Origin of the sequence: Bordetella genomosp. 2, from assembly GCF_002261345.1 — a bacterium.
Taxonomy (GTDB): domain Bacteria; phylum Pseudomonadota; class Gammaproteobacteria; order Burkholderiales; family Burkholderiaceae_B; genus Bordetella_A.
Window position 1 is genome coordinate 385,165 of record NZ_NEVT01000007.1, and the last position, 22,531, is coordinate 407,695.

General features: G+C 71.1%; 22 protein-coding genes and 1 pseudogene. 9 read left to right on the forward strand and 14 right to left on the reverse strand.

The window, feature by feature from the left end:
* Window positions 1–29: 29 nt before the first annotated feature.
* A complete protein-coding gene (locus CAL24_RS18570) occupies window positions 30–695 on the reverse strand; it encodes an O-methyltransferase (protein ID WP_094807530.1) in 666 nt (221 codons plus the stop codon).
* Window positions 696–787: 92 nt separating this feature from the next.
* Between CAL24_RS18570 and CAL24_RS18575 the strand changes: the two genes are divergently transcribed.
* On the forward strand, window positions 788–1,435 hold the full coding sequence (locus CAL24_RS18575) for a TetR family transcriptional regulator (RefSeq protein WP_094807531.1): 648 nt from the start codon (window positions 788–790) through the stop codon (window positions 1,433–1,435).
* A gap of 73 nt (window positions 1,436–1,508) precedes the next feature.
* Entirely contained in the window at window positions 1,509–1,955 is a 447-nt protein-coding gene (locus CAL24_RS18580) for an SRPBCC family protein (protein ID WP_028352518.1), read from the forward strand.
* 16 nt (window positions 1,956–1,971) lie between these two features.
* On the opposite strand, the gene CAL24_RS18585 is transcribed toward CAL24_RS18580, so the two are convergent.
* Genes CAL24_RS18585 through CAL24_RS18595 form a run of 3 tightly spaced genes read right to left on the reverse strand, consistent with a single transcriptional unit; the run spans window position 1,972 to window position 3,304 of the window.
* Window positions 1,972–2,451 carry a DUF1801 domain-containing protein gene (locus CAL24_RS18585; RefSeq protein ID WP_094807532.1) on the reverse strand — a complete coding sequence of 160 codons (480 nt, stop codon included), beginning with the start codon at window positions 2,449–2,451 and terminating at the stop codon, window positions 1,972–1,974.
* 27 nt (window positions 2,452–2,478) lie between these two features.
* On the reverse strand, window positions 2,479–2,901 hold the full coding sequence (locus tag CAL24_RS18590; protein WP_141218098.1) for a hypothetical protein: 423 nt from the start codon (window positions 2,899–2,901) through the stop codon (window positions 2,479–2,481).
* Between the two features lie 55 nt (window positions 2,902–2,956).
* The gene (locus tag CAL24_RS18595; protein ID WP_028352521.1) at window positions 2,957–3,304 is read right to left on the reverse strand and encodes a hypothetical protein; all 348 of its coding nucleotides are present in this window, start codon (window positions 3,302–3,304) and stop codon (window positions 2,957–2,959) included.
* Between the two features lie 174 nt (window positions 3,305–3,478).
* On the opposite strand from CAL24_RS18595, the gene CAL24_RS18600 reads away from it, so the two are divergent.
* Entirely contained in the window at window positions 3,479–3,871 is a 393-nt protein-coding gene (locus CAL24_RS18600) for a hypothetical protein (RefSeq protein WP_094807534.1), read from the forward strand.
* Between the two features lie 22 nt (window positions 3,872–3,893).
* Here the strand turns inward: CAL24_RS18600 and pdeM are convergent, their stop codons facing one another.
* The 5 genes from pdeM to CAL24_RS18625 all read right to left on the reverse strand — a co-directional run bounded on the left by pdeM (window position 3,894) and on the right by CAL24_RS18625 (window position 10,690).
* Window positions 3,894–4,556: a ligase-associated DNA damage response endonuclease PdeM gene (gene pdeM, locus CAL24_RS18605; protein WP_094807535.1), complete on the reverse strand. Its 663-nt coding sequence runs from the start codon at window positions 4,554–4,556 to the stop codon at window positions 3,894–3,896.
* Window positions 4,540–6,996 carry a ligase-associated DNA damage response DEXH box helicase gene (locus tag CAL24_RS18610; RefSeq protein WP_094807536.1) on the reverse strand — a complete coding sequence of 819 codons (2,457 nt, stop codon included), beginning with the start codon at window positions 6,994–6,996 and terminating at the stop codon, window positions 4,540–4,542. The genes pdeM and CAL24_RS18610 overlap by 17 nt, the downstream gene beginning before the upstream one ends.
* Complete coding sequence (locus tag CAL24_RS18615; RefSeq protein WP_094807582.1) at window positions 6,993–8,597, reverse strand: ATP-dependent DNA ligase; 1,605 nt, start codon at window positions 8,595–8,597, stop codon at window positions 6,993–6,995. The genes CAL24_RS18610 and CAL24_RS18615 overlap by 4 nt, the downstream gene beginning before the upstream one ends.
* A gap of 114 nt (window positions 8,598–8,711) precedes the next feature.
* Complete coding sequence (locus tag CAL24_RS18620; RefSeq protein WP_094807537.1) at window positions 8,712–9,716, reverse strand: ligase-associated DNA damage response exonuclease; 1,005 nt, start codon at window positions 9,714–9,716, stop codon at window positions 8,712–8,714.
* A gap of 50 nt (window positions 9,717–9,766) precedes the next feature.
* Window positions 9,767–10,690 (reverse strand): LysR family transcriptional regulator, encoded by a 924-nt coding sequence (locus CAL24_RS18625; RefSeq protein ID WP_028352527.1) that lies wholly within the window; start codon window positions 10,688–10,690, stop codon window positions 9,767–9,769.
* A 139-nt stretch (window positions 10,691–10,829) separates the two neighbouring features.
* Between CAL24_RS18625 and CAL24_RS24360 the strand changes: the two are divergent.
* From CAL24_RS24360 to CAL24_RS18645, 5 genes and pseudogenes are all read left to right on the forward strand, one after another.
* A pseudogene (locus CAL24_RS24360) lies at window positions 10,830–11,711 on the forward strand (hydroxymethylglutaryl-CoA lyase); the annotation flags it as partial.
* Between the two features lie 162 nt (window positions 11,712–11,873).
* Window positions 11,874–13,052, forward strand: a complete 1,179-nt coding sequence (locus CAL24_RS24365) for a CaiB/BaiF CoA transferase family protein (protein WP_432759299.1) — start codon at window positions 11,874–11,876, stop codon at window positions 13,050–13,052.
* A gap of 49 nt (window positions 13,053–13,101) precedes the next feature.
* Window positions 13,102–14,091: a tripartite tricarboxylate transporter substrate binding protein gene (locus CAL24_RS18635; protein WP_094807539.1), complete on the forward strand. Its 990-nt coding sequence runs from the start codon at window positions 13,102–13,104 to the stop codon at window positions 14,089–14,091.
* Window positions 14,092–14,275: 184 nt separating this feature from the next.
* The gene (locus tag CAL24_RS18640) at window positions 14,276–15,097 is read left to right on the forward strand and encodes a DMT family transporter (RefSeq protein WP_094807540.1); all 822 of its coding nucleotides are present in this window, start codon (window positions 14,276–14,278) and stop codon (window positions 15,095–15,097) included.
* Between the two features lie 115 nt (window positions 15,098–15,212).
* Complete coding sequence (locus CAL24_RS18645) at window positions 15,213–16,364, forward strand: metallophosphoesterase (RefSeq protein WP_170947122.1); 1,152 nt, start codon at window positions 15,213–15,215, stop codon at window positions 16,362–16,364.
* Here CAL24_RS18645 and CAL24_RS18650 read toward each other — a convergent pair.
* The 4 genes from CAL24_RS18650 to CAL24_RS18665 form a co-directional block, all read right to left on the reverse strand.
* The gene (locus CAL24_RS18650) at window positions 16,336–17,265 is read right to left on the reverse strand and encodes a DMT family transporter (RefSeq protein WP_051439217.1); all 930 of its coding nucleotides are present in this window, start codon (window positions 17,263–17,265) and stop codon (window positions 16,336–16,338) included. The genes CAL24_RS18645 and CAL24_RS18650 overlap by 29 nt on opposite strands.
* A 164-nt stretch (window positions 17,266–17,429) precedes the next feature.
* Complete coding sequence (locus tag CAL24_RS18655; protein WP_051439218.1) at window positions 17,430–18,149, reverse strand: class II aldolase/adducin family protein; 720 nt, start codon at window positions 18,147–18,149, stop codon at window positions 17,430–17,432.
* 39 nt (window positions 18,150–18,188) lie between these two features.
* Complete coding sequence (locus tag CAL24_RS18660; protein ID WP_094807541.1) at window positions 18,189–19,178, reverse strand: tripartite tricarboxylate transporter substrate binding protein; 990 nt, start codon at window positions 19,176–19,178, stop codon at window positions 18,189–18,191.
* Between the two features lie 121 nt (window positions 19,179–19,299).
* The gene (locus tag CAL24_RS18665; protein ID WP_094807542.1) at window positions 19,300–20,205 is read right to left on the reverse strand and encodes an AraC family transcriptional regulator; all 906 of its coding nucleotides are present in this window, start codon (window positions 20,203–20,205) and stop codon (window positions 19,300–19,302) included.
* A 138-nt stretch (window positions 20,206–20,343) separates the two neighbouring features.
* Here CAL24_RS18665 and CAL24_RS18670 point away from each other — a divergent pair, with 138 nt between their 5' ends.
* The gene (locus CAL24_RS18670; protein WP_028352535.1) at window positions 20,344–21,099 is read left to right on the forward strand and encodes an SDR family NAD(P)-dependent oxidoreductase; all 756 of its coding nucleotides are present in this window, start codon (window positions 20,344–20,346) and stop codon (window positions 21,097–21,099) included.
* 47 nt (window positions 21,100–21,146) lie between these two features.
* Here the strand turns inward: CAL24_RS18670 and CAL24_RS18675 are convergent, their stop codons facing one another.
* On the reverse strand, window positions 21,147–22,373 hold the full coding sequence (locus CAL24_RS18675) for an MFS transporter (RefSeq protein WP_028352536.1): 1,227 nt from the start codon (window positions 22,371–22,373) through the stop codon (window positions 21,147–21,149).
* Window positions 22,374–22,531: the final 158 nt, after the last annotated feature.

Below are 22,531 nucleotides of genomic sequence, written 5' to 3' on the forward strand. Positions count from 1 at the left end.
GCCAGGCCGCCACGGGCCGGCGGCCGGCGTCAGCCCAGCCGCACGGACAATTCGATGTCCGCCGCGAACGGCACCGACAGGTAGCCGCGCGCCGGCGACCGCACCCGCGCCAGATAGTCGGGACTATGGTCGGCATTGTCGGCCACGATGAACGCGCCGGGCCGCAGGCGGCTCTCGACCCGCTCCAGCACGTCCGGATACAGCGCCTTGGCGCCGTCCAGCAGCAGCAGGTCGATGGTCTGCGGCAGGTCCTCGCGCAATGTCTCCAGCGCGTCGCCTTCGCGCAGCTCCACCAGGTCGGACAAGCCGCCGGCCGCCAGGTGCTCGCGCGCCCGCGCCGCCTTGGCCGGTTCGAATTCAGTGGTGATCAGGCGGCCGCCGCCGTTGTCCCGCAGCGCGGCGGCCAGGTGCAGGGTGGAAATCCCGAACGAAGCGCCGAACTCGACGATGCTGCGCGCGCCGCAGCCGCGCGCCAGCAGGTACAACAGCCGCCCCGCTTCGCGCGAAACGGGCAGCGGCACGTCCTTCAGGCGCCGGTAGAGGTCGAGGTAATCCGTCTTGCTGCGCATCAGGCGCGCCTGCTCGTCCTCGGACAGGTCGGCGAATGCCGCGCGGGTAGCCGGCAATGCCGCGTCCGCTTGGGCGAACAGGCGTTCCAGCAGCGGGGCGACAGGGGCAGTGGTCAGGGTGGTCATGCAGTTCTCCAACAGGGAATTGAGCGCATCCATGTGCCGGACTAGAATACGACTAATTATTCGCGTTTTACTATTCGCATTCCGCGCCCCCCATGACCGAACGCCGCAGCACCCGTATTTCCCCGCGCAAACAGCCCAAACAGGCCCGCTCGACGGAGCTGGTCGCGACGATCCTGCAGGCTGCTACTCAGGTTCTGGCCCGGGAAGGCGCGCAGCGCTTCACCACGGCGCGCGTGGCCGAGAAGGCGGGCGTCAGCATCGGCTCGCTTTACCAGTACTTCCCCAACAAAGCCGCTATTCTGTTCCGGCTGCAAAGCGACGAATGGCGGCAGACCACCGAGCTGCTGTGCGGCATCCTGGAAGATGTCCGGCAACCGCCGCTCGACCGGCTGCGCCGGCTGGTGCATGCTTTCATTCGCTCCGAATGCGACGAGGCCGCCATGCGGGTGGCGCTGAACGATGCCGCGCCGCTGTATCGCGACGCCCCGGAGGCACGCGCGGCCAGGGCGTCGGGCGCGCGCGCCGTGCAGGCCTTCATGCGGGAAGTCTTGCCCGACACGGCCGAAGCCGGCCGGACCCTGGCCGGCGACCTGGTGATGACGACGCTCGCCGCGGCCGGCAAGCAGTTCTCCGAAAGCCCGCGCACGCCGGCGCAGATCGCGGCCTACGCCGACGCCATGGCGGATATGTTGTGCGCATACCTGAGCGGCCCGGCGCGCCAGACCAAGGGTTTTCCCTAGCCGCGCGCATGTCGATATCGGCGCGGCCGGATCGTCGTAGCAATACATCCCCCACTCTGAGAGGCGAACCACCATGACTACCGGAACCGTTCAATTGCACCGCGTCCTGCGCGCCCCCCCGGAGCGCGTCTACCGCGCCTTCCTGGAACCCGACGCGCTCGCCAAGTGGCTGCCGCCCTATGGCTTCACCTGCCAGGTCCACCACATGGAGGCCAAGGTCGGCGGCAGCTTCAAGATGTCGTTCCGCAACTTCGGCACCGGCCACGGCCATTCGTTCGGCGGCGAATACCTGGAACTGGTCCCGTTCGAGAAGATCCGCTACACGGACCAGTTCGACGACCCGAACCTGCCCGGCGCCATGCACGTCACCATCTCGCTGCGCCCGGTCGCCTGCGGCACCGAACTCACCGCCGTGCAGGAAGGCATACCCGAGGTCATCCCCACGGAAATGTGCTACCTGGGCTGGCAGGAATCGCTGCTGCAACTGGCAAGGCTGGTCGAGCCGGAGATCCCCGACTGAACCACCCGGCCGGCGCTCATTTGGCGCCGAACTCCCAGCCGGGCAGTTGCGAGGCCTGCCGTATCCATGCCGCCACGGCCGGCTCGTCCAGCCCGGCATCTTCATGGATGTCGAGATAGCGCGTGTCCGGGTCCTTGGACGGCCCGGGCGGCATGGGCTGCAGCGCCGTGCCGCGAAAGAAGGTCACCTTGATGTACTTGGTGAAGCAGTGAAAGCTGAGGAACCAGCCGCGACCCTCGACGCCGTAGAACGGCGAGTTCCACCGCACCGCCTTGCGCACGCCGGGCACGGTGCGCACGATCAGGGCATCCAGGCGGCGCCCGATATCGCGCTTCCAGCCCGGCATGGCGGCGATGTAGGCCTGCACCGGCGCATCGCCGTCCGCCTTGGCGATCTGCGGGTTGCCGCCCGAGAGCAGGACTGGGCCGGCGTCCGCCTGCCGGGCCGAGCCGCGGTTGGCGGCCTTGGATGCCTTGACGGGTGTCTTGCTTGCCATGGGTTTGGTCCCCTGCGACCGCGTGGGTCAGTCCGTCGTGACCGCCTGCGCGAAGCAGCGCGCCAGACCTTCGGGCGCGCCGAGTTGCCTGGCCCACTTGACCAGGTCTGGCCGGTCGGAAGCATCGGCCATGCCGCCCCAGACTTCCTTGAAGCGCGGCGCGCCGTCGCGGTCCTGGAAGAAGAACACCCCCGACTCCTGCCCGGGTATGTCGAGCCACGCCGCGCTCCAGGCGCCATCGCGGTAGAGCTTCTCCATCTTGACCGAGGCCGGCCGCACCTGCACGGTAAGCCCGCGCGCGGCCGCCGTGGCATACGTCTTGTGGTTGTCCGCATGCATGGCAACCGCCAGCCCGTCGCAAGGATCCGCATGGCCGGCCCCGGCCCATGCCGCCATCGCAACGCCAAGCAACGCGGCGCCGCCGACGCGGCGCGCCATCCGATGATTCATCTCGCCCTCCAGTCATGCCGGCGCGGCGGCGTCGCCGCGCCACTTGCGCCCGATGTTACGGCAGCCGCGACACAATGAAAGAAGTTTCGTAATCGTGGTTGGGGTACTGTGCATTGACACGGCTGGCGAATTCCTGCTTGGAGATCCTGTGCCGGTAGGCGTCGTGCAGCCAGACCAGGAATTCGTTTTGCTGCGCCTCGGTGTCGATAGGAATGCGCTTGTATTTTGGATCCGCCTCGACCTGGCTCGTCAGTTTGTTGAACCAGTCATAGAAGGGCTTGTCCTCCACCGCGGCCTCGACGCGCGAATCGCTGCTGCTGGCCGCGCATCCGTGCATCAGCGGCATCCCCAGCGCCAACGCGGTCGCCACGGCAAGACTGACCTTCTTGAATCGGATATTCATGCACGCCTCCCTGATGAGAACCTCACACTCGGAACCGCTACTGTAAAAGAAGAGTCTTGCAGGAAGAATAACAGGGGGCCGCCACCCGACGGCGGGCCCGGCTTGCGGCTGCGCCTGTCACACAAAGCCGGGGTATCGTAGGGCCTGCGCTTTTTTTCCGGAAACCCGACTTCAATGAAAAAGATCATCTGGCTCGCTTTTGCCGTCCTGTCCGTGCTCTGGACCGGACTGGTCGCCCTCACCCTGCAGCTATCCGACTGGCTGCTCGACACCGTTGCCGCGTCCCGCCTGCCCGGCACGCTGGCGGAGCCGGGGCCGTGGACGCCGCCCGCCTGGGCCGAACCCTGGGTGGGAACCGGTCTGCTGGAATCGCTGCAGGCGGCCGCGGTGTGGCTGATGAACGGCGTCAACCAGATCCTGCCGGCGTTCGGCGGGCTGGGAACGGTGATCGCGGTGGTGGGCTGGATCATCTGGGGCATGGTGATGGCGCTCATGCTCGCGGTGGCGCTGGTCTTGCACTGGGCGGCGGGCCGCCGGCAATCCAGCGGCGGGGCGATCCGCGCCTGAGCCGGCGACGGCCCGGCGCCGATCAGGGCCCTATCCCGATCGGCACGGCGGCGCCCTCCACGCAGGCCACCGCCGCGCCGTCGGGCCCGGGGTCGACCAGGTGCCCGCCCGAGAAATCGGCAAACGCCGGCAGCACGGTCACCCCGGGCCTCAGCCAGAACGCCGGCCAGGTGCGCGGCACGCCCGGCAGGCGCACCTTGGGATGCACGTGGCCGGCGATCACATGGCGGCCGCGCGGATCGGCATGCGGCAGGTGGCGGAACAGGAACGGCCCGTCGTCCCAGGCCTCGCCCAACTGGCGCACGCCCAGCGCAGCGCCCCGCAGCGCGCGGTCGTGGTTGCCGTTCAGCACCGCCACGTCCAGCCCGGCATGCTCCTGGCGCCAGCGCGCCCAGCGGTCGCGCCAGCCGGCCTGCGAAGCCGGCCCGTGCAGCACGTCGCCGACGATCCAGAGCTCGCGCGCGGCGGTCGCGGCCACCAGGCGCGCCAGGCGCCGCAGGTCGTCCTGCGTGGCGCCGCCCGGCACGGCAATGCCGGCCCGGCGGAATACATGGCCCTTGCCCAGGTGCAGGTCGGCGATCACCAGGCGGCCGCGCGCGGGCCAGTACAGGGCGCGTTCGCCCATCAGCGCCACCGGTTCGCCGGCCAGCCGCATGGCCAGCGCCTGGTCAGGCGATGTCGGCATAGCGCTGCTCCAGTTGCGCGGCGGCGCGTCGCACGCGCGCCTGCCAGGTCTCGGTGCTGAGCTGGCCGCGCAGGCTTTCGGTCCAGAGCGGAAACGACAGCGGCGTGAGCGTGCGCGGCTCGCACAGCGCCAGGACGCGGCGCTCGCAGTCGCGCAGGGCCGCCAGCAGCCGCGGCGCCTCCAGCTGCAACTCGAAGACCTCGCGTTCGGCCTGCGCCAGCAACAGATGACCGGGATCGTAGCGGCGCAACACGTCATAGAGCAGGCCGCTGGAGGCCTGCACCTGGCGCAGCGACCGGGCCGCGCGGCCCGGCAGCGACGGCGTCAGCAGGCCTGCCACGCGGGCGATCTCGCGGAACTGCCGGCGCGCCAGCTCGCCCAGGTTGACGCCGTCGCGCAGGTCCTCGGCCATGCCGGCCGGGCTGAGCAATTGCCGCAGCAGCGCCTCATCCAGCACGGCCGGCGCGGCCAGCGTCAGCATCAGGCCATAGTCGTTGACGGCATAGGAAAACGTGTTGGCCTCGCGGCGGCCCCAGCGCAGCGCCAGCATGGCCGCCAGGCCTTCGTGCACCGCGCGGCCCGCGAACGGGAACAGGAACAGGTGCATGCCGCGCCGCGTGGCGATGCGCTCGGCCACCAGGCGGTCGCGGCGCGGCAGCGCGCTGGCCCGCTGCTGGATGCGCAGCAGCGGCGCCACGACGCGCATTTCGCGGTGCGCGCCGGGCTGCGCATAAAGGCTTTCCACTTCGCGCGCCAATTGGGTCGACAAAGGCATGCGGCCGCCTTGCCAGGTGGCGACCGCGCCGTCGCCGCCCTTGGCGCGCCGCACATAGGCGGTCATGCCTTCCAGGCGCACCAGTTGCAGCGCCCGGCCGGCGAACTGGAAGACCGCGCCGGGGCGCAGGCGCGCCAGGAAGCCCTCTTCCACCGAGCCCAGCGTGCCGCCTCGCAAATAGCGCACCGACACCGCGCCATCGGCGGCAATGGTGCCGATCGACAACCGGTGGCGCAGGGCGACGCGGCGGTCGTGCACGCGGTACCGGCCATCCTCGTCGCGCTCGACGCGCCGGAATTCCGGATAGTTCTCCAGCGCGCGGCCGCCCTGCACGATGAAGTCCAGCACGGCCTGCCAGGTGGCGACGTCCAGGCCGGCGTAGGCGTGCGTGCCGGTCACTTCGCGGTACAGCGCGTGAGCCTCGAACCCGCCGCCCAGGGCCAGCGTCACGGCATGCTGGGCCAGCACATCCAGGCTGCCGCGCGGCGCCGGCCGGGATTCGATGGCGCCGCGCGCGATGGCCTGGCGCGCGGCGGCATATTCGATCAGCTCCAGCGCCTGCGCGGGCACGCAGACGACCCGGCCCGATGCGCCGGGGCGGTGCCGGGCGCGGCCGGCCCGCTGCAGCAGGCGGGCCACGCCCTTGGGGCTGCCGACCTGCAGCACCTGGTCCACCGCGGGGAAATCCACCCCCAGGTCCAGGCTGGAAGTCGCCACCACGCAGCGCACCGTGCCGTCGCGCAGGCCCTGCTCGGCGGCGGCGCGCAGCGCGGGATCCAGCGAACCGTGGTGCAGCGCCAGCGTGGCCCGGTCTTCCGGCCAGATCGATTCCAGCGCGCGGTGCCACAATTCCGCCTGGGCGCGCGTGTTGGTGAACAACAGGCTGGACCGCACCGCGAACAGGCGCTCGAACACGCGCGGCAATTGCGCCAGGCCCAGGTGCCCGGCCCATGGCAAGGCGCGGCCGGGCGTCGGCAGCAAGGTCGAAATGACCATCTTGCGGGGCCGCGCGCCCGCCACCAGCGCGCCTTCCGGCACATGCGGCAGCAGCACCGCGCGCGCCTCTTCCAGGTTGCCCAGCGTGGCGGACAGGCCCCAGGTGCGCAGCGGCGGCGACAGGCATCGCAGGCGCGCCAGGCACAACTGCAGCAACACGCCGCGCTTGTTGCCGAGCAGTTCGTGCCACTCGTCCACCACCACGCAGCGCAGGGCGCGCAAGCGCGGCGCCGTGTCCGGGTAGGACAGCAGCAGCGCCAGCGATTCGGGCGTGATCACCAGCACGTCCGCCTTGCCCTGGCGCGCCAGGCGCTTGTCGCGCGCGCTGGCGTCGCCGGTGCGCATCGCGACGGTCCAGGGCAGGGACAAGTCGCCGACGATCTGCGCCAGCGCGCGCGTGGTGTCGGCCGCCAGCGCGCGCAGCGGCGTCACCCACAGCACGCGCGGCCCCTGGCCCGCCGCGCGCGCGTGGTCCGGCTCGCCCAGCGCCTCCAGCAGCGGCCCGCCGAATGCCGCCAGCGTCTTGCCGCTGCCGGTCGGCGTATGCAGCAGGCCCGACTGGCCCGCCAGATAGCGGCGCCAGGTCTCGCGCTGGAAAGCCGCCGCCCGCCAGCCGCGCGCCTGGAACCAGGCCGCCAGCGGCGCATCCCAGGCGCGCGGGCTCCTCATCGCGCCAGCGCCTTGAGCGTCTCGAGCCGGTCGGCCTCGGCGGCCGGCTTGTCGCGCCGCCAGCGCAGGATGCGCGGGAAGCGCACCGCCACGCCCGATTTGTGGCGCTTCGACAGGCTGACGCCCTCGAAGCCCAGCTCGAACACTTGCACCGGGTCGACCGCGCGCACCGGGCCGAAACGCTCGCGCGTATGGGCGCGCAGCCAACGGTCCAGCTCCAGGATCTCCTTGTCGTCCAGGCCGGAATACGCCTTGGCCACCGGCACCAGCGTGTCGCCCTGCCACAGGCCGAAGGTGTAGTCGGTATAGAGCGTGCTGCGGCGGCCGTGGCCCGCTTGCGCGTACAGCAGCACGGCATCGACGGTCAGCGGGTCGATCTTCCACTTCCACCAGTCGCCGCGCCGGCGCCCGCTCTGGTAGGGCGCGCTGGCGCGCTTGAGCATGAAACCTTCCACGCCGCGCTCGCGCGACTCCGCGCGCAGCGCGGCGGCCTGCTCCCAACTGGCCGGCGCCACCAGCGGCGACAGCGCCAGGCGCGGGTCGGGATGGCGCCGCAGCAATGCGGCCAGGCGGCGCCGGCGTTCGGCCTGCGGCAGCTCGCGCAGGTCGGTCCCTTGCAGTTCCAGCAAGTCGTACGCCAGCATGCGCACCGGCGCCTCGGCCAGCCAGCGCGGCCCGGGCTTGAGCCGCTGGATGCGCGTCTGCAGGGCGGCGAACGGCATCGGCGCGGCGGCGTCGTCCTGCCAGGCCAGCAATTCGCCGTCCAGCACGCAATCGACGTCCAGCGCGGCGGCCGCGGCCTCGACTTCGGGAAAGCGTCCGTCCAGGCGCTCTTCGCCGCGCGACCACAACGCCACCTCGCCGTGGCGACGGATCAACTGCGCGCGGATGCCGTCCCACTTCCACTCGACCAGCCACTCGTCGATCGGCCCCAGGACGGCCGGATCGCCCTCCAGCGGCGCGGCCAGGAAGAACGGATACGGCTGCTGGCGGTCGCCGGGCAGCTCTTCCGCGCTGAGCAGGTCGCGCAGGAAGGCCGGGCTGGGCGTCCACGCGCCCAGCATGCGCTGGGCGATGCGCGCGATCGGTACGCCCGACATTTCCGCCAGGGCCTGCTGCACCGTGCGTTGCGAGACGCCGACGCGCAGCGCGCCCGTCAGCATCTTGTTGAAGACCAGCCGCTCGTCGAACGGCAGGCCCAGCCAGGCCGGCACGATCGCCGCGCGGCGTTCGGCTTCGTCGCGGTTGGCGACCGGCAGCAGCACTTCCTCGATCCAGTCGGCCAGGCCGCGCTCCGGCGCGGGCCGCTCCGGGTCGGGCACCAGCAGCGCCAGGGTCTCGGCCAGGTCGCCGACCTGGTCGTAGCTGGCATCGACCAGCCAGGGCGGCGTGCCGGAGGCCGCCGCGGCCCAGGCGCGCAGTTCGCCCACGGCGGCGATCTTGCGGCGCGCGCTGGTGATCTTGCCGCCCGCCAGCAGGTACAGCGCCCAGGCCGCGTCGCGCGGCGGCGCATCGCGGAAATAGGCGACCAGCGCCGCGCGCCTGTCCAGGATGGCGGTGGAACGGTCCAGTTCCTGGTACAGCGCCGCGAATCGCTTCATGCCGCGGTCCGTGTTCCCGCGCCAGGCCTGCCGGCGCTGCAAGCCGCCGCGCGCGGGCCGGGGATCGGACGGCATCTGCTCATGCGCGGCTCCTCTTTTTGGCGTGTCCGGGCCTCAGTCATCGTCGCCGTACTGCGTCGCCAGCGTCTCGGCGGCCACGCCGGCCTCGTTCAGGGTGCGCACCAGCGCATGGGTGTCGCCATGCGTGGCGATCACGCGCCGCGCGCCGGTCTCGCGGATCGTGCACAGCAGGGCCGGCCAGTCGGCATGATCGGACACGACAAAGCCTCGATCCATATTGCGGCGGCGCCGGTTGCCGCGCAGCCGCATCCAGCCCGACGCGAAGCCCTGCTGCGCCCTGCGGAAGCGCCGCAACCAGGCGCTGCCGGCCGCCGAAGGCGGCGCCATGATCAGCTCTCCAGCAAAACCCGTACCCGGCGCGGGCGCGGCGCCGTCCGCGTCGATGACCGGGCGCGTGTCGGCCATGTCGATGCCGGCGCGCCGGTACACCTCCACGCCCGCGGCGATCGCGCCATGCAGGTAGACCGGCCGGTCGATGCAGGGCTTGAGCTCGGCCAGCAGGCGCTGCGCCTTGCCCAGCGCATAGCAGTAGAGAATGGCGGCCTCGCCGCGCGCCGCGCAGTGGTCGCGCCAGCGCACGATATCGCGCGCGACGTCGGCGGCGCTGGGCCAGCGGTAGATCGGCAGGCCGAACGTCGCCTCGGTGATGAAGGTGTCGCAGGCGACCACTTCGAACGGGCTGCAGGTGGGATCGGGCTGGCGCTTGTAGTCGCCCGAGACCACCCACACCTGGCCGCCGGCCTCGATGCGGACCTGGGCCGAGCCCAGCACGTGGCCGGCCGGATGCAGCGACACGCGCGCATCGCCCAGCATGAACGGCTCGCCGTAGGCATGGACGCGATAGTCCTGCGCCCCCAGGCGCCATTGCAGGATCGGCAGGCCTTCCGCGCTGGTGTGATAGCAGCCCATGCCGGGGCGCGCATGGTCGCCGTGGCCGTGCGTCAGCACCGCGACGACGACCGGCCGCCAGGGGTCGATGTAGAACTGCCCGGCCGGACAATACAGGCCTTCCGGACGGAGTTGCACCAGATCAGCCATGGGCGCTCCCGACATGGCGCGGCGCCGTCGGCGCCGGCCGCCTGCCTCCTTTATAAACCGGCTGGCGCGGGCGCGGCGTCGGCCGCCCCCGCCAGATGATCCAGCAGCAGGCGCGCCGCCGGCGTCAGGCTGTCCGCATCGCGGAAGCACAGCATGAAGCGGCGCCGGGCCCAGGCGTCTTCCAGCGGCACGATGCGCAGGCCGGCGCCGCGCGCGTAGGGGCTGGCCACCTCGACCGGCACGATGGTAATGGCCAGCCCGGCCTGGACCACGCGCAGGGCCGAATCGAAATTGGCCACGATGACGCGATGGATCAGCGGCTTGCCGGCCTGGGCGGCGGCGCGATGCAGCAACACCTGCACCGCGCTCGCGGTCGGCATGCCGGCGTGCTCGTAATCCAGCGTCTGCGCGAAGCTCACGCGCTTGCGCGCCGCCAGCGGATGCCCGGCCGGCACCGCGATGGCCAGGCGGTCCTCGCGGTACGGACGCGCCCGCAGGCCCTTGAAATCCGCCGCGTCCCAGCAGATGCCGATGGACGCCATGCCCTCGCGCACGCCGCGGATGACCTGGTGGCTCAGGCCCTCTTCGAGGTCGACGCGGATGTCGGCATGCGCCGGCTCTTTCAGGAAGCGCGCCACGTCGTCCGGCAGCGATTCCGCCATGGCCGACGAAGATGCCAGGATGCGCACCAGCCCCGTCACGCCCTTGGTGTAGGACAGCATGTCGCGCTCGATGCGCGCGGCGCTGGCCATGATGGAGCGCGCGTGTTCGAGCAGGGTCTCGCCGGCCGCCGAGGGCTCGACGCCGTGCCGCCGGCGCACCAGCAGCCTGGCGCCCACCGTGTGTTCCAGCTGCGCCAGCCGCTTGCTGATGGCCGAACCGGCGATGTTGGCGCGCTCGCTCGCGCGGGCGATGTTGCGGGTTTCGCAAACGAGCGCAAAGAGCCGCAGGGAAGTGAAGTCCAGGTCGCGCATGGGTCTGCCGGGGCGGTGCCCGCCGTGCTGGTGGAGATATTCCAGTATGGAATTTCTGAGCTTCCAATATTGATATTCTTGATCGTATTGTCAACCCTAAACTGAGGGCCCCGACGACGCACCTGCACGAACCGCCCTCATGCCCGACCTGCCTGTACCTGCCTGCCCTCCCGCCCTCCCCGCCGCATGGCCGCGCCGCGCGATCCTGCGCGAAGTGGGGCTGCGCGACGGCCTGCAGAGCATCGCGCGCATCGTGCCGACCGGACTGAAGCGCCAGTGGATCGACGCGGCGCATGCCGCCGGCCAGCGCGAGATCGAAGTCGGCTCGTTCGTGCCGGCCCGCCTGCTGCCCCAGCTGGCCGATACGGCGGAACTGGTGGCGCATGCGAAGACCCTGCCCGGCCTGTTCGTGTCGGTGCTGGTGCCCAACCTGAAGGGCGCCGAGCTGGCGCTCGCCAGCGGCGCCGACCTGATGGTGGTGCCGCTGTCCGCCAGCCATGCGCACAGCCTGGCCAACCTGCGCAAGACGCCCGATGAAGTAGTGCGCGAGGTCGCGCGCATGCGCGCCGCGCGCGATGCGGCCGGGTCGCGCGCCCTGATCGAAGGCGGCGTGGGCACGGCGTTCGGCTGCACCATCCAGGGCCGGGTCGACCCGGCCGAGGTGCTGCGCCTGGCGCAGGCCCTGCTCGACGCCGGCGCCGACCGCATCAGCCTGGCCGATACCGTGGGCTACGCCGACCCGCTCATGGTGCGCCGGCTGTTCGAGGCGGTCCGGCGCGCGGTGGGCGAGCGCCTGAGCTGCGCGCACTTCCACGATACCCGCGGACTGGGCCTGGCCAACGTCATGGCGGCGCTCGACACCGGGGTCGAGCGCTACGATGCCTGCCTGGCCGGCATCGGCGGCTGTCCGCACGCCCCCGGGGCCAGCGGCAACGTCGCCACCGAAGACCTGGCGTATCTGCTGGGCAGCATGGGCATCGACACCGGGCTGGACATCGACCAGCTGCTGGCGCTGCGCCGGCGCGCCGCGCAATGGCTGGACGGCGAGCCCCTGCACGGCACGCTGGCGCGCGCGGGGCTGCCGAAGACTTATCCCGGCCGGAATGCGGCCGGCCATGTGGCGGCCCCCGCCGGCGACGCCGCGCCGGCCGCCGCCGCGCCTGCGGCGTCCGCGCGGCCCGGCCTGCCCCTGGCCGGCATCCGCGTGGTCGAATTCACGCACATGGTCATGGGGCCCACCTGCGGCATGGTGCTGGCCGACCTGGGCGCCGAGGTCATCAAGATCGAGCCGGTCGAGGGCGACCGCACGCGCCACCTGCTGGGCGCCGGCGCCGGCTTCTTCCCGATGTTCAACCGCAACAAGAAGAGCATCGGGCTCGACCTGCGCAGCGCGGCGGGCGCGCAGGCGGCGCGGCGCCTGGCCGACAGCGCCGACATCGTGCTGGAGAATTTCCGGCCCGGCACCATGGCCAAGTACGGCCTGGACTACGCCTCGATCAGCGCGCGCAATCCGCGCGTGATCTACGTCAGCCACAAGGGCTTCCTGCCGGGCCCCTACGAGCACCGCACGGCGCTCGACGAAGTGGTGCAGATGATGGGCGGCCTGGCCTACATGACCGGCCGGCGCGGCGATCCAGTGCGGGCCGGCTCCAGCGTCAACGACATCATGGGCGGCATGTTCGGCGCCATCGGCGCGCTGGCCGCCCTGATCGAGCGCCGCGTCACCGGGCGCGGGCAGGAAGTGCAGTCCGCCCTGTTCGAGAACAACGTGTTCCTGGTGGGCCAGCACATGCTGCAATACGCCATCACCGGCGAGGCGGCCGCGCCCATGCCGGACCGCATCTCGGCCTGGGCGCTGTACGACGTCTTCACCGTCAAGGACGGCGAGCAGATCTTCCTGGCCGCGGTCAGCGACGCCCAATGGACCACCTTCTGCGACGCGCTCGGCTTCGACGACCTGAAGCGCGCGCCCCACCTGGCCACCAACAACGACCGCGTGCGCGCGCGCCCGACGCTGCTGGCCGACGTGCGCGAACGGCTGCGCGGCTATTGCGCCGCCGAACTCGCCAGCATCTTCGAGCGGCACGGCCTGCCCTTCGCGCCCATCGTCAAGCCCGAGGAATTGTTCGACGACCCGCACCTGCGCGCCACCGGCGGGCTGGCCGACATCGTCCTGCCCGACGGCGAGCGGGCCGGCCAGGTGGCGCAGACCACCCTCTTCCCCCTCACCCTGGGCGGCCGGCGCCTGGGCGTGCGCCTGCAGCCGCCGCCGCTCGGACGGGACACCGGGCCGCTGCTGGAATCGGTCGGCTACCGGCCGCCGGAGATCGACGCGCTGCGCCAGCAGCGGGCCATTGCCTGAACCGCATCTTCGCCTTGCCCATCACAACAATACCGAGGAGACAGACAACATGAACGAATCCCGACCTTCCGGCGCACGCCGCGCCCTGCTGGGCGCCCTGGGGCTGGCGGCGCTGGGCGCGCCCTGGCTGCTGCGGGCGGAGTCCGCGGCGCGGCCGGTGCGCCTGATCCTGCCCGTGGGCGTGGGATCCGGCGTCGACACCATCGTGCGCAGCGCCGGACCGGCGCTGAACGCCGCCTTCGGCGCCTCCGTGGTGATCGAGAACCAGCCGGGGGCCGGCGGCATCGTCGGCACCACGGCCCTGGTGCGCAGCACCGCGGACGGCACGAACCTGGGCGTGGTGTCGAACAACCACGTGATCTTTCCGAGCGTGTACAAATCGGTGCCGTTCGACCCCATCGCCGACATCACGCCGATTTCGGTCATCGGCACCACCCCCTTGCTGGTGGTCGTCAACCCGGCCAAGCTGCCGCAGGGCAATGTCCAGGACCTGGTGGCCGCGCTACGCGCCAAGCCGGACGCCTACAACTATGCGTCGTCGGGCAACGGCACCATCCTGCACCTGGCGGCCGAGATGTTCCTGCAGCAGGCCGGCCTGCGCATCCGGCACATTCCCTACAAGGGCGTGGGCCCCATGGTGACCGACCTGATCAGCGGCCAGGTGGACCTGGGCGTGCTGTCGCTGCCCTCCATCCTGCCGCACCTGCAAAGCGGCGCGCTGAAAGCCATCGGCGTGGGCGGCGCCAGCCGCAGCGCCGCGATCCCGGATATTCCCACCATTGCCGAACAGGGGTTGCCCGACTATCACGTGGAAGGCTGGTTCGCTCTGGTGGGGCCGAAGGGCCTGCCGCCAACGGCGATCTCGCGCGCCTACCAGGCATTCGGCAAGGCGTATGCGGATCCGGAAGTCCGCAAAGCCATGGCCGTGCAGGGCAACGCCATCGTCATGAAGAACCCGGCCGACACCGCGGCGTACTTCCGCAGCGAGATGGCGAAGTATGCCGCGATCGTCAAGGCGGCGCGGCTGGAGCCGCAGTAAGCGGCCTGCCGGTCCGGGCCCGCGCGCCGACATCGCCGGCGCCCCAAAGGCGCCGCGGGCGGATATGATCCGTTGACAGCGCCTTGACGGCGCTTTGACGGGAGCGGGTTTGGCCGACGCTTGCACCACGCGGACATCGGTTCCGGGACGGACACAGGGCATCGCCTATGCGTGCTGCGCCGCGATGCTGTTCGCCAGTTTCGTGGTCGTCTCGCGGGCGGGCTTCGCGACCGCCCTCGCCTTGCCCGACATCGCCGCATTGCGCTTCGGCATCAGCGGGCTGCTGCTGGCGCCGGTTCTGGTCCGGCATGGCCTGGGCGGCCTGCGCATCGGCCAGGCCATCGGCCTGGCGGTCCTGGGCGGGCTGGGCTTCGCGCTGTCCGCCTACGCCGGCTTCTCGCTGGCGCCCGCCGCGCACGGCGCGGTGTTGATCCACGGCACCCTGGCGTTGACCACCGCGTTCCTGATATGGGCGGGCGGCGGCGGCCTGCCGGGCAAGGCGCGCCGGGCCGGCCTGGCCATCATCGTCATCGGCATCGGCGCCATGGCATGGGACGGCTTGTCGGGCGCCTCGGCGTCCTTGCTGGCGGGCGATGCCTGCCTGCTGCTCGCCTCGCTGTGCTGGTCCGGCTACAGGCTGTATGTGCGGCGCCTCGGCCTGCCAGCCGTGCACGCCGCCGCGCTGGTCGCCGCCATCTCGGCGTTGCTGTTCCTGCCGGCTTACGCGCTGCTGCCCGGCAAGATGCTGTGGGCGGCGCAATGGCAGGACATCCTGCTGCAGGGCGCGTTCCAGGGCGTGCTGATCGGCGCGCTTTCCATTTTCGTCTATACCCGCGCGGTCGCTCTGCTGGGCGCCAGCGAGGTATCGGTCTTCACCGCGACCGTGCCTGTCATCACGGTCGTCGCCGCGTTCTTCCTGCTGGCCGAAGTGCCGACCGCCGCCACGTTGGCGGGCGTGGCGCTGGTGACCGGTGGGATGCTGATCGCATTGCGCAGCCCGCGCTGAACCGCCTCGCGCCCGGCATGGCCGCGCCGTCCGGCAAGCGCGTAATATTGCACCCTGGTTCCACCCAGCCGCAGGACGCGCGCCGCCGCCGGGCGCCATGGCGGCACGCCTGCCGATGTCCAGATTCTCGTTCCTCCTGCGCCTGTTCGCCATCGTCGCCGCGGCCCACGTCTACGTCGGCCTGCGGCTGATTCCCGACCTTGCCCTGACGCCCGGCCAGCACTGGGCCGGCGTGGCGGCCTTGGCGGTTTCCTGCATCCTGATGCCCCTGTCGCTGGTGATCCGTCCATTCGCCGCGCGCCCCTGGGCCGACTGGGTGGCGGGCGCCGGGCTGGTGCTCATGGGGCTGTTCTCGTCGGTGTTCGTGTTCACCATGCTGCGCGACGCGGCCCTGGCCGTGACGCTCACCGGCGCCGCGCTGGCCGGCGCGGCCCTGCCGGCGGCCGCGCTCAAGGCCGACAGCGCCCTGGCGGTGCTGGTCCTGGCGCTGGGCGCCACGCTATGGGGCGCGTTCAACGCGAGGCGGCTGGCGCGCGTGCGGCGGGTCGATGTGCCCATCGCCGGCCTGCCCGCCGGGCTGCACGGATTCACCATCGCCCAGATCAGCGACATCCACGTGGGCCCGACCATCAAGCGCGGCTACGTCGAGCACATCGTCCAGGCGGTCAACGGCCTGCGGCCCGACCTGGTCGCCATTACCGGCGACGTGGTCGACGGCCCGGTGGCGCAACTGGCGCCGCACACGCGGCCGCTGGGCCGGCTGGCCGCGCGCCATGGCGTTTACCTGGTGACCGGCAACCACGAGTACTACTCCGGCGCCGCCCAATGGGTGGCGGAGTTCCGGCGCCTGGGGTTGCGGGTATTGATGAACGAGCACGTGCTGCTGGATCACCAGGGCGCCGCGCTAGTGGTGGCCGGCGTCACCGACTACAGCGCCGGCGCATTCGATCCGGCGCAGGCCAGCAACCCGGCCGCCGCGCTGGCCGGCGCGCCGGCCGGCGCCACCCGCCTGCTGCTCGCGCACCAGCCGCGCAGCGCCGCCGCGGCTGCGCCGCTCGGCTACGCGCTGCAGCTCTCCGGCCATACCCACGGCGGCCAGTTCCTGCCGTGGAATTTCTTCGTGCGGTTCCAGCAGCCGTTCACGGCCGGCCTGCACCGCTTCCAGGATATGTGGGTCTATACCAGCCGCGGCACGGGATACTGGGGTCCGCCCAAGCGGCTGGGCGCGCCGTCGGAAATCACCGTGCTGAAGCTGGTGGCCGGCTGAGGCGGCCGGCGCGGCGCGCCGCCGACGAGCGCGCTTCGCGCCAGGCAATGTACAAGCCGCTGCCGACAATGAACAGCGCGCCCAGACAGTCGTTCAAGCCGGGCGCGTCGCGCCACACCAGCCAGCCCAGCAGCGACGCCCACAGCAGGCCGGCATAATCGAACGGGGCCACCACCGACGCCGGCCCGATGCGGAAGCCCTGGGTGATCAGCGTCAGCCCCACGGTGCTGAACAGCGCGATCCCCGCGAAGTGCGGCCAGTGCTCGAACCGCGGCGGCGTCCAGAACATGGGCACGGCCACCGCGCTGCAGACCAGTTGCCCGACCACGATGTAGAACATGGTGGTGAACACGCTCTCGGCCTGCCCGATGGCGCGCGCGGTCAGCATCATCAAGGCATACAGCACGGCAGTGGCGAGCGGGTACAGGGCGGCCGGCTGGAAGCTCGCCGCGCCCGGCTGCACGATGACCAGCACGCCGACGAAGCCGGCCGCCACGGCCAGCCAGCGGGCGCCGTCCACGCGCTCCTTGAGCACCAGCACCGACAGCGCGGTGACGAACAGCGGCGCGGCGAAGCCGATGGCGGTGGTCTCGGCCAGCGGCAGCGCCTGCAGGCCCAGATAGAAACAGGTCGCCGCGACGACATTGATGGCGCCGCGCAGCAGGTGCAGCCCCAGGTGCCGCGTGCGCAGGGCGCGGCGGCCGCCCAGCGCGGCGACCAGCGCCAGCACGAACGGCAAGGCGATGGCGGCGCGCAGGAACAGCAACTGCACCGGGCTGTAGAACTGGCCCACCCACTTGGCCAGGGCGTCGCTCAGCGTGAGCAGCAGGATGCCGCCCGACACGCAGGCGATGCCGGCCAGCGGCGTGGAGCGGGAAGAGGTACTGCCGGGAGCGGTCAAGTTCGGGACGATTCAGGATGCGGGGCACGGATCCGCGCGCGCGGATCCATCAACCAGCGAACTATATCAACTTGGCCGACGGTTCCATAACGGCCCGCCCCGGCCGGTGAACCAGCGGCCCCGGCCCGCCCCCGCGCACTGCGCCGCCGCCCGCGGCGACCGCCTCAGGCGGCCTGCGCGGCCTTGCTCTTCCACAGCTCCCAGGGCCGGTTCATCACGCCGGCCATCATCTCGTCGGCCAGCGCCGCCTCCTGCTCGGACAGATAGGTAATGTCGCCGTTCAGCCCGATGGCCTTGTGCTGCAGCGCCGCGTTCATCTCGGTGTACATGGCGCGATACACCGCCACCGGGATGGACGGCCCCACCGCGACGAAGCCGTGACCGCGCATCAGCGCGACCGACCGCTCGCCCAGCGTGCCGGCCAGCTCGCGGCCATGGTCGCGATTGCGCACCAGCATGTCGGTGTCGCCGAAGCAGCAGCGGATATCGAACACCGGCGCGCCGCCGCCCAGGAAGCCGGCCATATGGTAGATGGGCCGCAGCCGCACCGAGGAGCCGGCGAACGGGATCACCGAGGGCGAATGGCTGTGCACCACGGCCTGCACGTCGGGCCGCGCGCGGTAGATCTCGCCGTGGATATAGCGCTCCAGGTAGGGCTTGCGCGCGTCGCCGGCGACCGGCTCGGAATCCATGCCGAACTCCATGATGTCATCGGCCGTGACCAGCTCCGGCGCCAGCGAGCGCGACAGCAAGAAGCGCTGCGGGTCGCGCGGATGGCGGACGCTGACGTGGCCGAAGCCGTCCAGCACGCCGAAGCGGGCCAGTACGCGGTTGGCGACCACCAGGTCGTCGATGCAGGCCGTCAGGTCGGGGGCAGTGCTCATGAACTCTTCCTCGCAATGAAGTCAGAAAACGCGGCCGCGTCATTCCAGCGTGATGCCGGACTGGCGGGCCAGCTCGCGATACATGTCCAGGTCGCGGTCGATCTGCGCCGACATGGCGGCGGCGCCGGTCTGCCCGATCTCGTAGTAGCGGTCCCGGAACTCCTTCTGCACCGCCGGGTCGGCCATGGCGGCGGTGACGGCGCCCTCGAACTTCTCGCGCACGCCGGCGGGCAGCCCCTGCGGCGCGAACACGCCGAACCAGACGGAAACGTCCAGCCCGCCGAACGGCGCGGTCTCGGCGATGGCCGGCACATCGGGCATGAACGACACGCGCCGGGCGGACGCCACGGCCAGCATGCGCAGCTTGCCGGCCTGGGCGTGCGGCGCCAGGTTGGGGATCGTGCTGAACAGGATCGGCACCTGGTTGCCCAGGCCATCGTTGACGGCGGGCGCGCAACCCTTGTACGGCACGTGCACCATGTCGAGCTGGGCGGCCTGCTTGAACGACTCGCCGGTAAAGTGCTGCGGCGTGCCGTTGCCGCAGGACGAATAGCTCAGCTTGCCGTTGTTCTGCCGGATGTATCCCGCCAGCTCGGCCACCGTGCGCGCCGGCAGCGCCGAATTGACGCCCAGCGCCACCGGGGCCGTCACCAGCAGCGACACCGGCGCCAGCGCCTGCCGCACGTCGGGCGTGCCGCGCATGTCGAGGCTGGCATTGATGGTGAGCGTGCTGTTGGTCAACAGGAAGGTATAGCCGTCAGCCGGGGCGCGGGCGACTTGCATGGCGCCGATGTTGCCCGAAGCGCCCGGCTTGTTGTCGACGATCACCGACTGCCCGCCCAGCTGCGCGGGCAGTTTCGAGGCGAGCAGCCGGGCGACCACATCGGCGCCGCCGCCGGCGGCAAACGGCACGACGAGCGTGATGGGGCGGTCGGGATACGTCTCGGCGGCATGCGCGGCGGCCGTTCCCAGCGCCAGCCCCAGCAACAGGGCGAACGGCATCCGCCACAATAGCGAGCTTGCGGTCATGGCGATTGTCTCCAGTATTGATTATTGGTGTGGAGCCATTATGTGGATGCCGCCATACCCGCTCAAATGAAATTATCTTATCAACCATACCGCCCGTCGTATGGCGGTATGGCGGCCCCCGCTATGCCTTCCTCGACGCCTTCGCGTCCTCGGCTGGCGGGCGACCGAACATGCGGCGGAATTCCCGGGTGAACTGCTGCACGCTCTCGTAGCCCACCGCGAACGCGGCGCTGCTTGCCTGCATGCCCTCGGCCGTCATCAGGCGACGCGCCTCGATCAGGCGCAACTGCTTCTGGAACTGCAGCGGCGAGAGCGACGTCGCGGCGCGGAAATGCCGATGAAACGCCGACGGACTCATGCCGGCCGCCGCCGCCAGGCGCTCCACCGGCAGCCGCTGCGCGAACGTCGTGCGCAGCAGCGCCACCGCGCGCGCGATCCGCGGGATATGGCTGCCGGCGCCGCCAAGCTGGCGAATCGCGGCGCCGTGCCGCCCCGCCAGCAGCCAATAGTGCATCTCGCGCACCAACTGGGCCCGCAGCACTTGCAGCGCTTCCGGACGTTCAAGCAGGCGCATCAGGCGCAGCGCCGCTTCCGCCACTTCCGTGTCGGTCGGCTCGACCCGCACGGGCGGCTCCGGCGCGGCCGGTCCCGGCTGCATTTGCAGGGACAGCTCCGCGATGACGGCCAGATCCAGGTCGAGCACCAGCGAGTAATACGGTTGCGCCGGGCTGGCGCGCGTGATCTGGCTGACGGTGGGCACGTCCGCCGTGATCAGCAGCGAATCGCCCGCGGCGAAGGCAAAACGCCGCGCGCCCATCATGACCTGCTTGCCGCCCTGCAGGACCAGGCAGGCCAGCGGCCGGGAAATCGCGTACTCCAGCCCGCTGGGGGCGGTGGCGCGCACCACCGACAGCCCGGCAATCGGGGTCTGGGCCAATCCGGCCGGGCTCGCGTGCGCCTCGGCGTAGCGTCGGACCGCGTCCAGCAGCGCCTCGCTGGCGCGGTTCTCACCGTGATCTTGGGTCATGCGCCGATGTCGGGCGGACCGGGCCGGTCCGCGCACTCCAGGAGGAAAAGGCAAATGTCATGGAGACTCTGGCAAACGCGAAGCGCGCGCCGGGACGCAGAATAAACCCCGGTTTCCACTACTGCCAAGGAGCATTCCATGCGCAAGATTTCCCTCGTCACCGGCGCCAGCCGCGGCCTCGGCCGCAACTCGGCGTTGCACATCGCCCGCAACGGCGGCGACGTCATCCTCACCTACCAGAGCCGCGAAGCCGACGCCATGGCCGTGGTGCGTGACATCGAGGCGCTGGGCGGCAAGGCCGTCGCCCTGCAATTGGATGCGGGCCGCGTGTCCGGTTTCCCGGATTTTGCCCGCCGCGTGGGCGCGGCCCTGGCCCATACGTGGCAGCGCGATACCTTCGACCATCTGGTCAACAATGCCGGCCATGGCGACGTGGCCCCGCTCGCGGAAATGAGCGAGGCGGCCTTCGACAAGCTGGTCGACGTCCACTTCAAGGGCGTCTTCTTCCTGACCCAGCAATTGCTTCCCCTGCTCTCGGACGGCGGCCGCATCGTCAACTTGTCCAGCGGGCTGACGCGCGTCTCGGCCCCCGGCTGGTCCGCCTATGCCGCCGTGAAAGGCGCGGTCGAAGTGCTGACCGTCTACATGGCCAAGGAACTGGGCAGCCGCGGGATCGCGGTCAACGTGGTGGCGCCGGGCGCGATCGAGACGGATTTCTTCGGCGGCGCGGTGCGCGACACTCCCGAGTTCAACCAGTTCTTCGCCGGCATGACGGCATTGGGCCGGGTGGGCGTCGCCGACGATATCGGTCCCATGATCGCCAGCCTGCTGACCGAGGACAACCGCTGGGTCAATGCGCAGCGCATCGAAGTGTCCGGCGGCCAGGGCATCTGAGCCGGGCGGATGGCCTGGCGAACCGCGCCGGGCATCCGCCGCGCACATCATGCCGCGCGCTTCAGGGCCAGGGAGGCAAAGCCCAGCGCCCCGACCGCCAGGGCGAGCGGCGCGAACGACACCCACAGCACGGTGTCCCAGTCGTAGGCGGCCAGCAAGCCGCCGGAGGCGAACGAGCCGACCGCCATGGTGCCGAACACGATGAAATCGTTGAGCGACTGCACGCGCGTTTTCTCTTCGGGACGATGGCATTCCAGCACCAGCGCGGACGCGCCCACGAACCCGAAATTCCAGCCGACCCCCAGCAGCACCAGCGTCAGCCAGAAATGCGCGACGTCGATGCCGGTCAGCCCCACCGCGGCGGACAGCCCGGTAAGCAGCAAGCCGGCGCTGACGATGCGCCCGGCGCCGAAGCGGGTGATCAGCCGCCCCGTGAAAAAGCTCGGCGCATACATGGCGATGACGTGCCACTGCAGGCCCAGGTTGGCGTTCTCCTGGGAATGGCCGCAGAGGTGCATGGCCAGCGGGGCCGCCGTCATGAGGAAGTTCATCAGCATGTACGACACGGCGCCGCAGATCACCGCGGTGATGAAGCGCGGCTGCCGCACGATGACCCCGAGCGGCCGTCCGCTCGCCACCTCGGCCGGCGTCGGCATGGGCAGCCGCACGCCGAGCAGCACCATGGCCGATACCGCGGCGACCGCGGCTTGCACCAGGAAGGTCGCGGCGAACATGTGCGGCGGCCAGAGGTACATGGTGTGCGTCACCAGTTGCGGCCCGATCACGCCGGCCGCGACCCCGCCGCCCATCACGAACGACAGCGCGCGGGCCCGCAGCGCCGGCGCCACGCCGTCGGCGGCGGCGAAGCGGAACGACAGCACCACCGCGGCGTAGGCGCCGCCGAAAAAGGTGGCCAGGCAGAACAGCCAGAACGAGCCCAGCACCACGGCGGCCGCGGCCAGCAGGCCGACCAGCACGCCGCAGCCGGTGCCGGCCAGGAAGGCGGCGCGCCGGCCGTGGCGCCGGGCGATCGCGCCGGCGGGCAGGATGCAGGCCGCCATGCCGACCACGAAGATGGACAGGGGCAGCGTGGCGAGCGTCTTGCTGGGCGCCAGCATGTCGCCGACGATCGCCCCGGTGGCGTAGACGACCACCGAATTCGCGCCTGCCAGCGCCTGTGCGACCGTCAGGCGCGCGATGTTGCCGCGCTGTTCGCGCCGCGTCAGTTCAGCAACGGGACCGCCCGGCAAGGGCGCGGATGCGACGTTGGACAAGACTACCTCGACAAAAAAAGGCGCCCCAGGCGGGGCGGCGGGTCAGTGCGTATTGTCCACCCGATCGCGGCGCCTGTCTCGGGGCGGGCGCGTGCCGGACCCTTGGAATGTCGCGCGACGCGCGATCGACAGGCCTGCGCCGGGCCGCCACGGTCTTC

What these genes read in the sequence shown, in the direction of transcription:
- CAL24_RS18570 (WP_094807530.1), bottom strand. Translation starts at nt 695, where the DNA reads ATGACCACCCTGACCACTGCCCCTGTCGCCCCGCTGCTGGAACGCCTG.
- CAL24_RS18575 (WP_094807531.1), top strand. Translation starts at nt 788, where the DNA reads ATGACCGAACGCCGCAGCACCCGTATTTCCCCGCGCAAACAGCCCAAA.
- CAL24_RS18580 (WP_028352518.1), top strand. Translation starts at nt 1,509, where the DNA reads ATGACTACCGGAACCGTTCAATTGCACCGCGTCCTGCGCGCCCCCCCG.
- CAL24_RS18585 (WP_094807532.1), bottom strand. Translation starts at nt 2,451, where the DNA reads ATGGCAAGCAAGACACCCGTCAAGGCATCCAAGGCCGCCAACCGCGGC.
- CAL24_RS18590 (WP_141218098.1), bottom strand. Translation starts at nt 2,901, where the DNA reads ATGAATCATCGGATGGCGCGCCGCGTCGGCGGCGCCGCGTTGCTTGGC.
- CAL24_RS18595 (WP_028352521.1), bottom strand. Translation starts at nt 3,304, where the DNA reads ATGAATATCCGATTCAAGAAGGTCAGTCTTGCCGTGGCGACCGCGTTG.
- CAL24_RS18600 (WP_094807534.1), top strand. Translation starts at nt 3,479, where the DNA reads ATGAAAAAGATCATCTGGCTCGCTTTTGCCGTCCTGTCCGTGCTCTGG.
- pdeM (WP_094807535.1), bottom strand. Translation starts at nt 4,556, where the DNA reads ATGCCGACATCGCCTGACCAGGCGCTGGCCATGCGGCTGGCCGGCGAA.
- CAL24_RS18610 (WP_094807536.1), bottom strand. Translation starts at nt 6,996, where the DNA reads ATGAGGAGCCCGCGCGCCTGGGATGCGCCGCTGGCGGCCTGGTTCCAG.
- CAL24_RS18615 (WP_094807582.1), bottom strand. Translation starts at nt 8,597, where the DNA reads ATGAAGCGATTCGCGGCGCTGTACCAGGAACTGGACCGTTCCACCGCC.
- CAL24_RS18620 (WP_094807537.1), bottom strand. Translation starts at nt 9,716, where the DNA reads ATGGCTGATCTGGTGCAACTCCGTCCGGAAGGCCTGTATTGTCCGGCC.
- CAL24_RS18625 (WP_028352527.1), bottom strand. Translation starts at nt 10,690, where the DNA reads ATGCGCGACCTGGACTTCACTTCCCTGCGGCTCTTTGCGCTCGTTTGC.
- CAL24_RS18635 (WP_094807539.1), top strand. Translation starts at nt 13,102, where the DNA reads ATGAACGAATCCCGACCTTCCGGCGCACGCCGCGCCCTGCTGGGCGCC.
- CAL24_RS18640 (WP_094807540.1), top strand. Translation starts at nt 14,276, where the DNA reads ATGCTGTTCGCCAGTTTCGTGGTCGTCTCGCGGGCGGGCTTCGCGACC.
- CAL24_RS18645 (WP_170947122.1), top strand. Translation starts at nt 15,213, where the DNA reads ATGTCCAGATTCTCGTTCCTCCTGCGCCTGTTCGCCATCGTCGCCGCG.
- CAL24_RS18655 (WP_051439218.1), bottom strand. Translation starts at nt 18,149, where the DNA reads ATGAGCACTGCCCCCGACCTGACGGCCTGCATCGACGACCTGGTGGTC.
- CAL24_RS18660 (WP_094807541.1), bottom strand. Translation starts at nt 19,178, where the DNA reads ATGACCGCAAGCTCGCTATTGTGGCGGATGCCGTTCGCCCTGTTGCTG.
- CAL24_RS18665 (WP_094807542.1), bottom strand. Translation starts at nt 20,205, where the DNA reads ATGACCCAAGATCACGGTGAGAACCGCGCCAGCGAGGCGCTGCTGGAC.
- CAL24_RS18670 (WP_028352535.1), top strand. Translation starts at nt 20,344, where the DNA reads ATGCGCAAGATTTCCCTCGTCACCGGCGCCAGCCGCGGCCTCGGCCGC.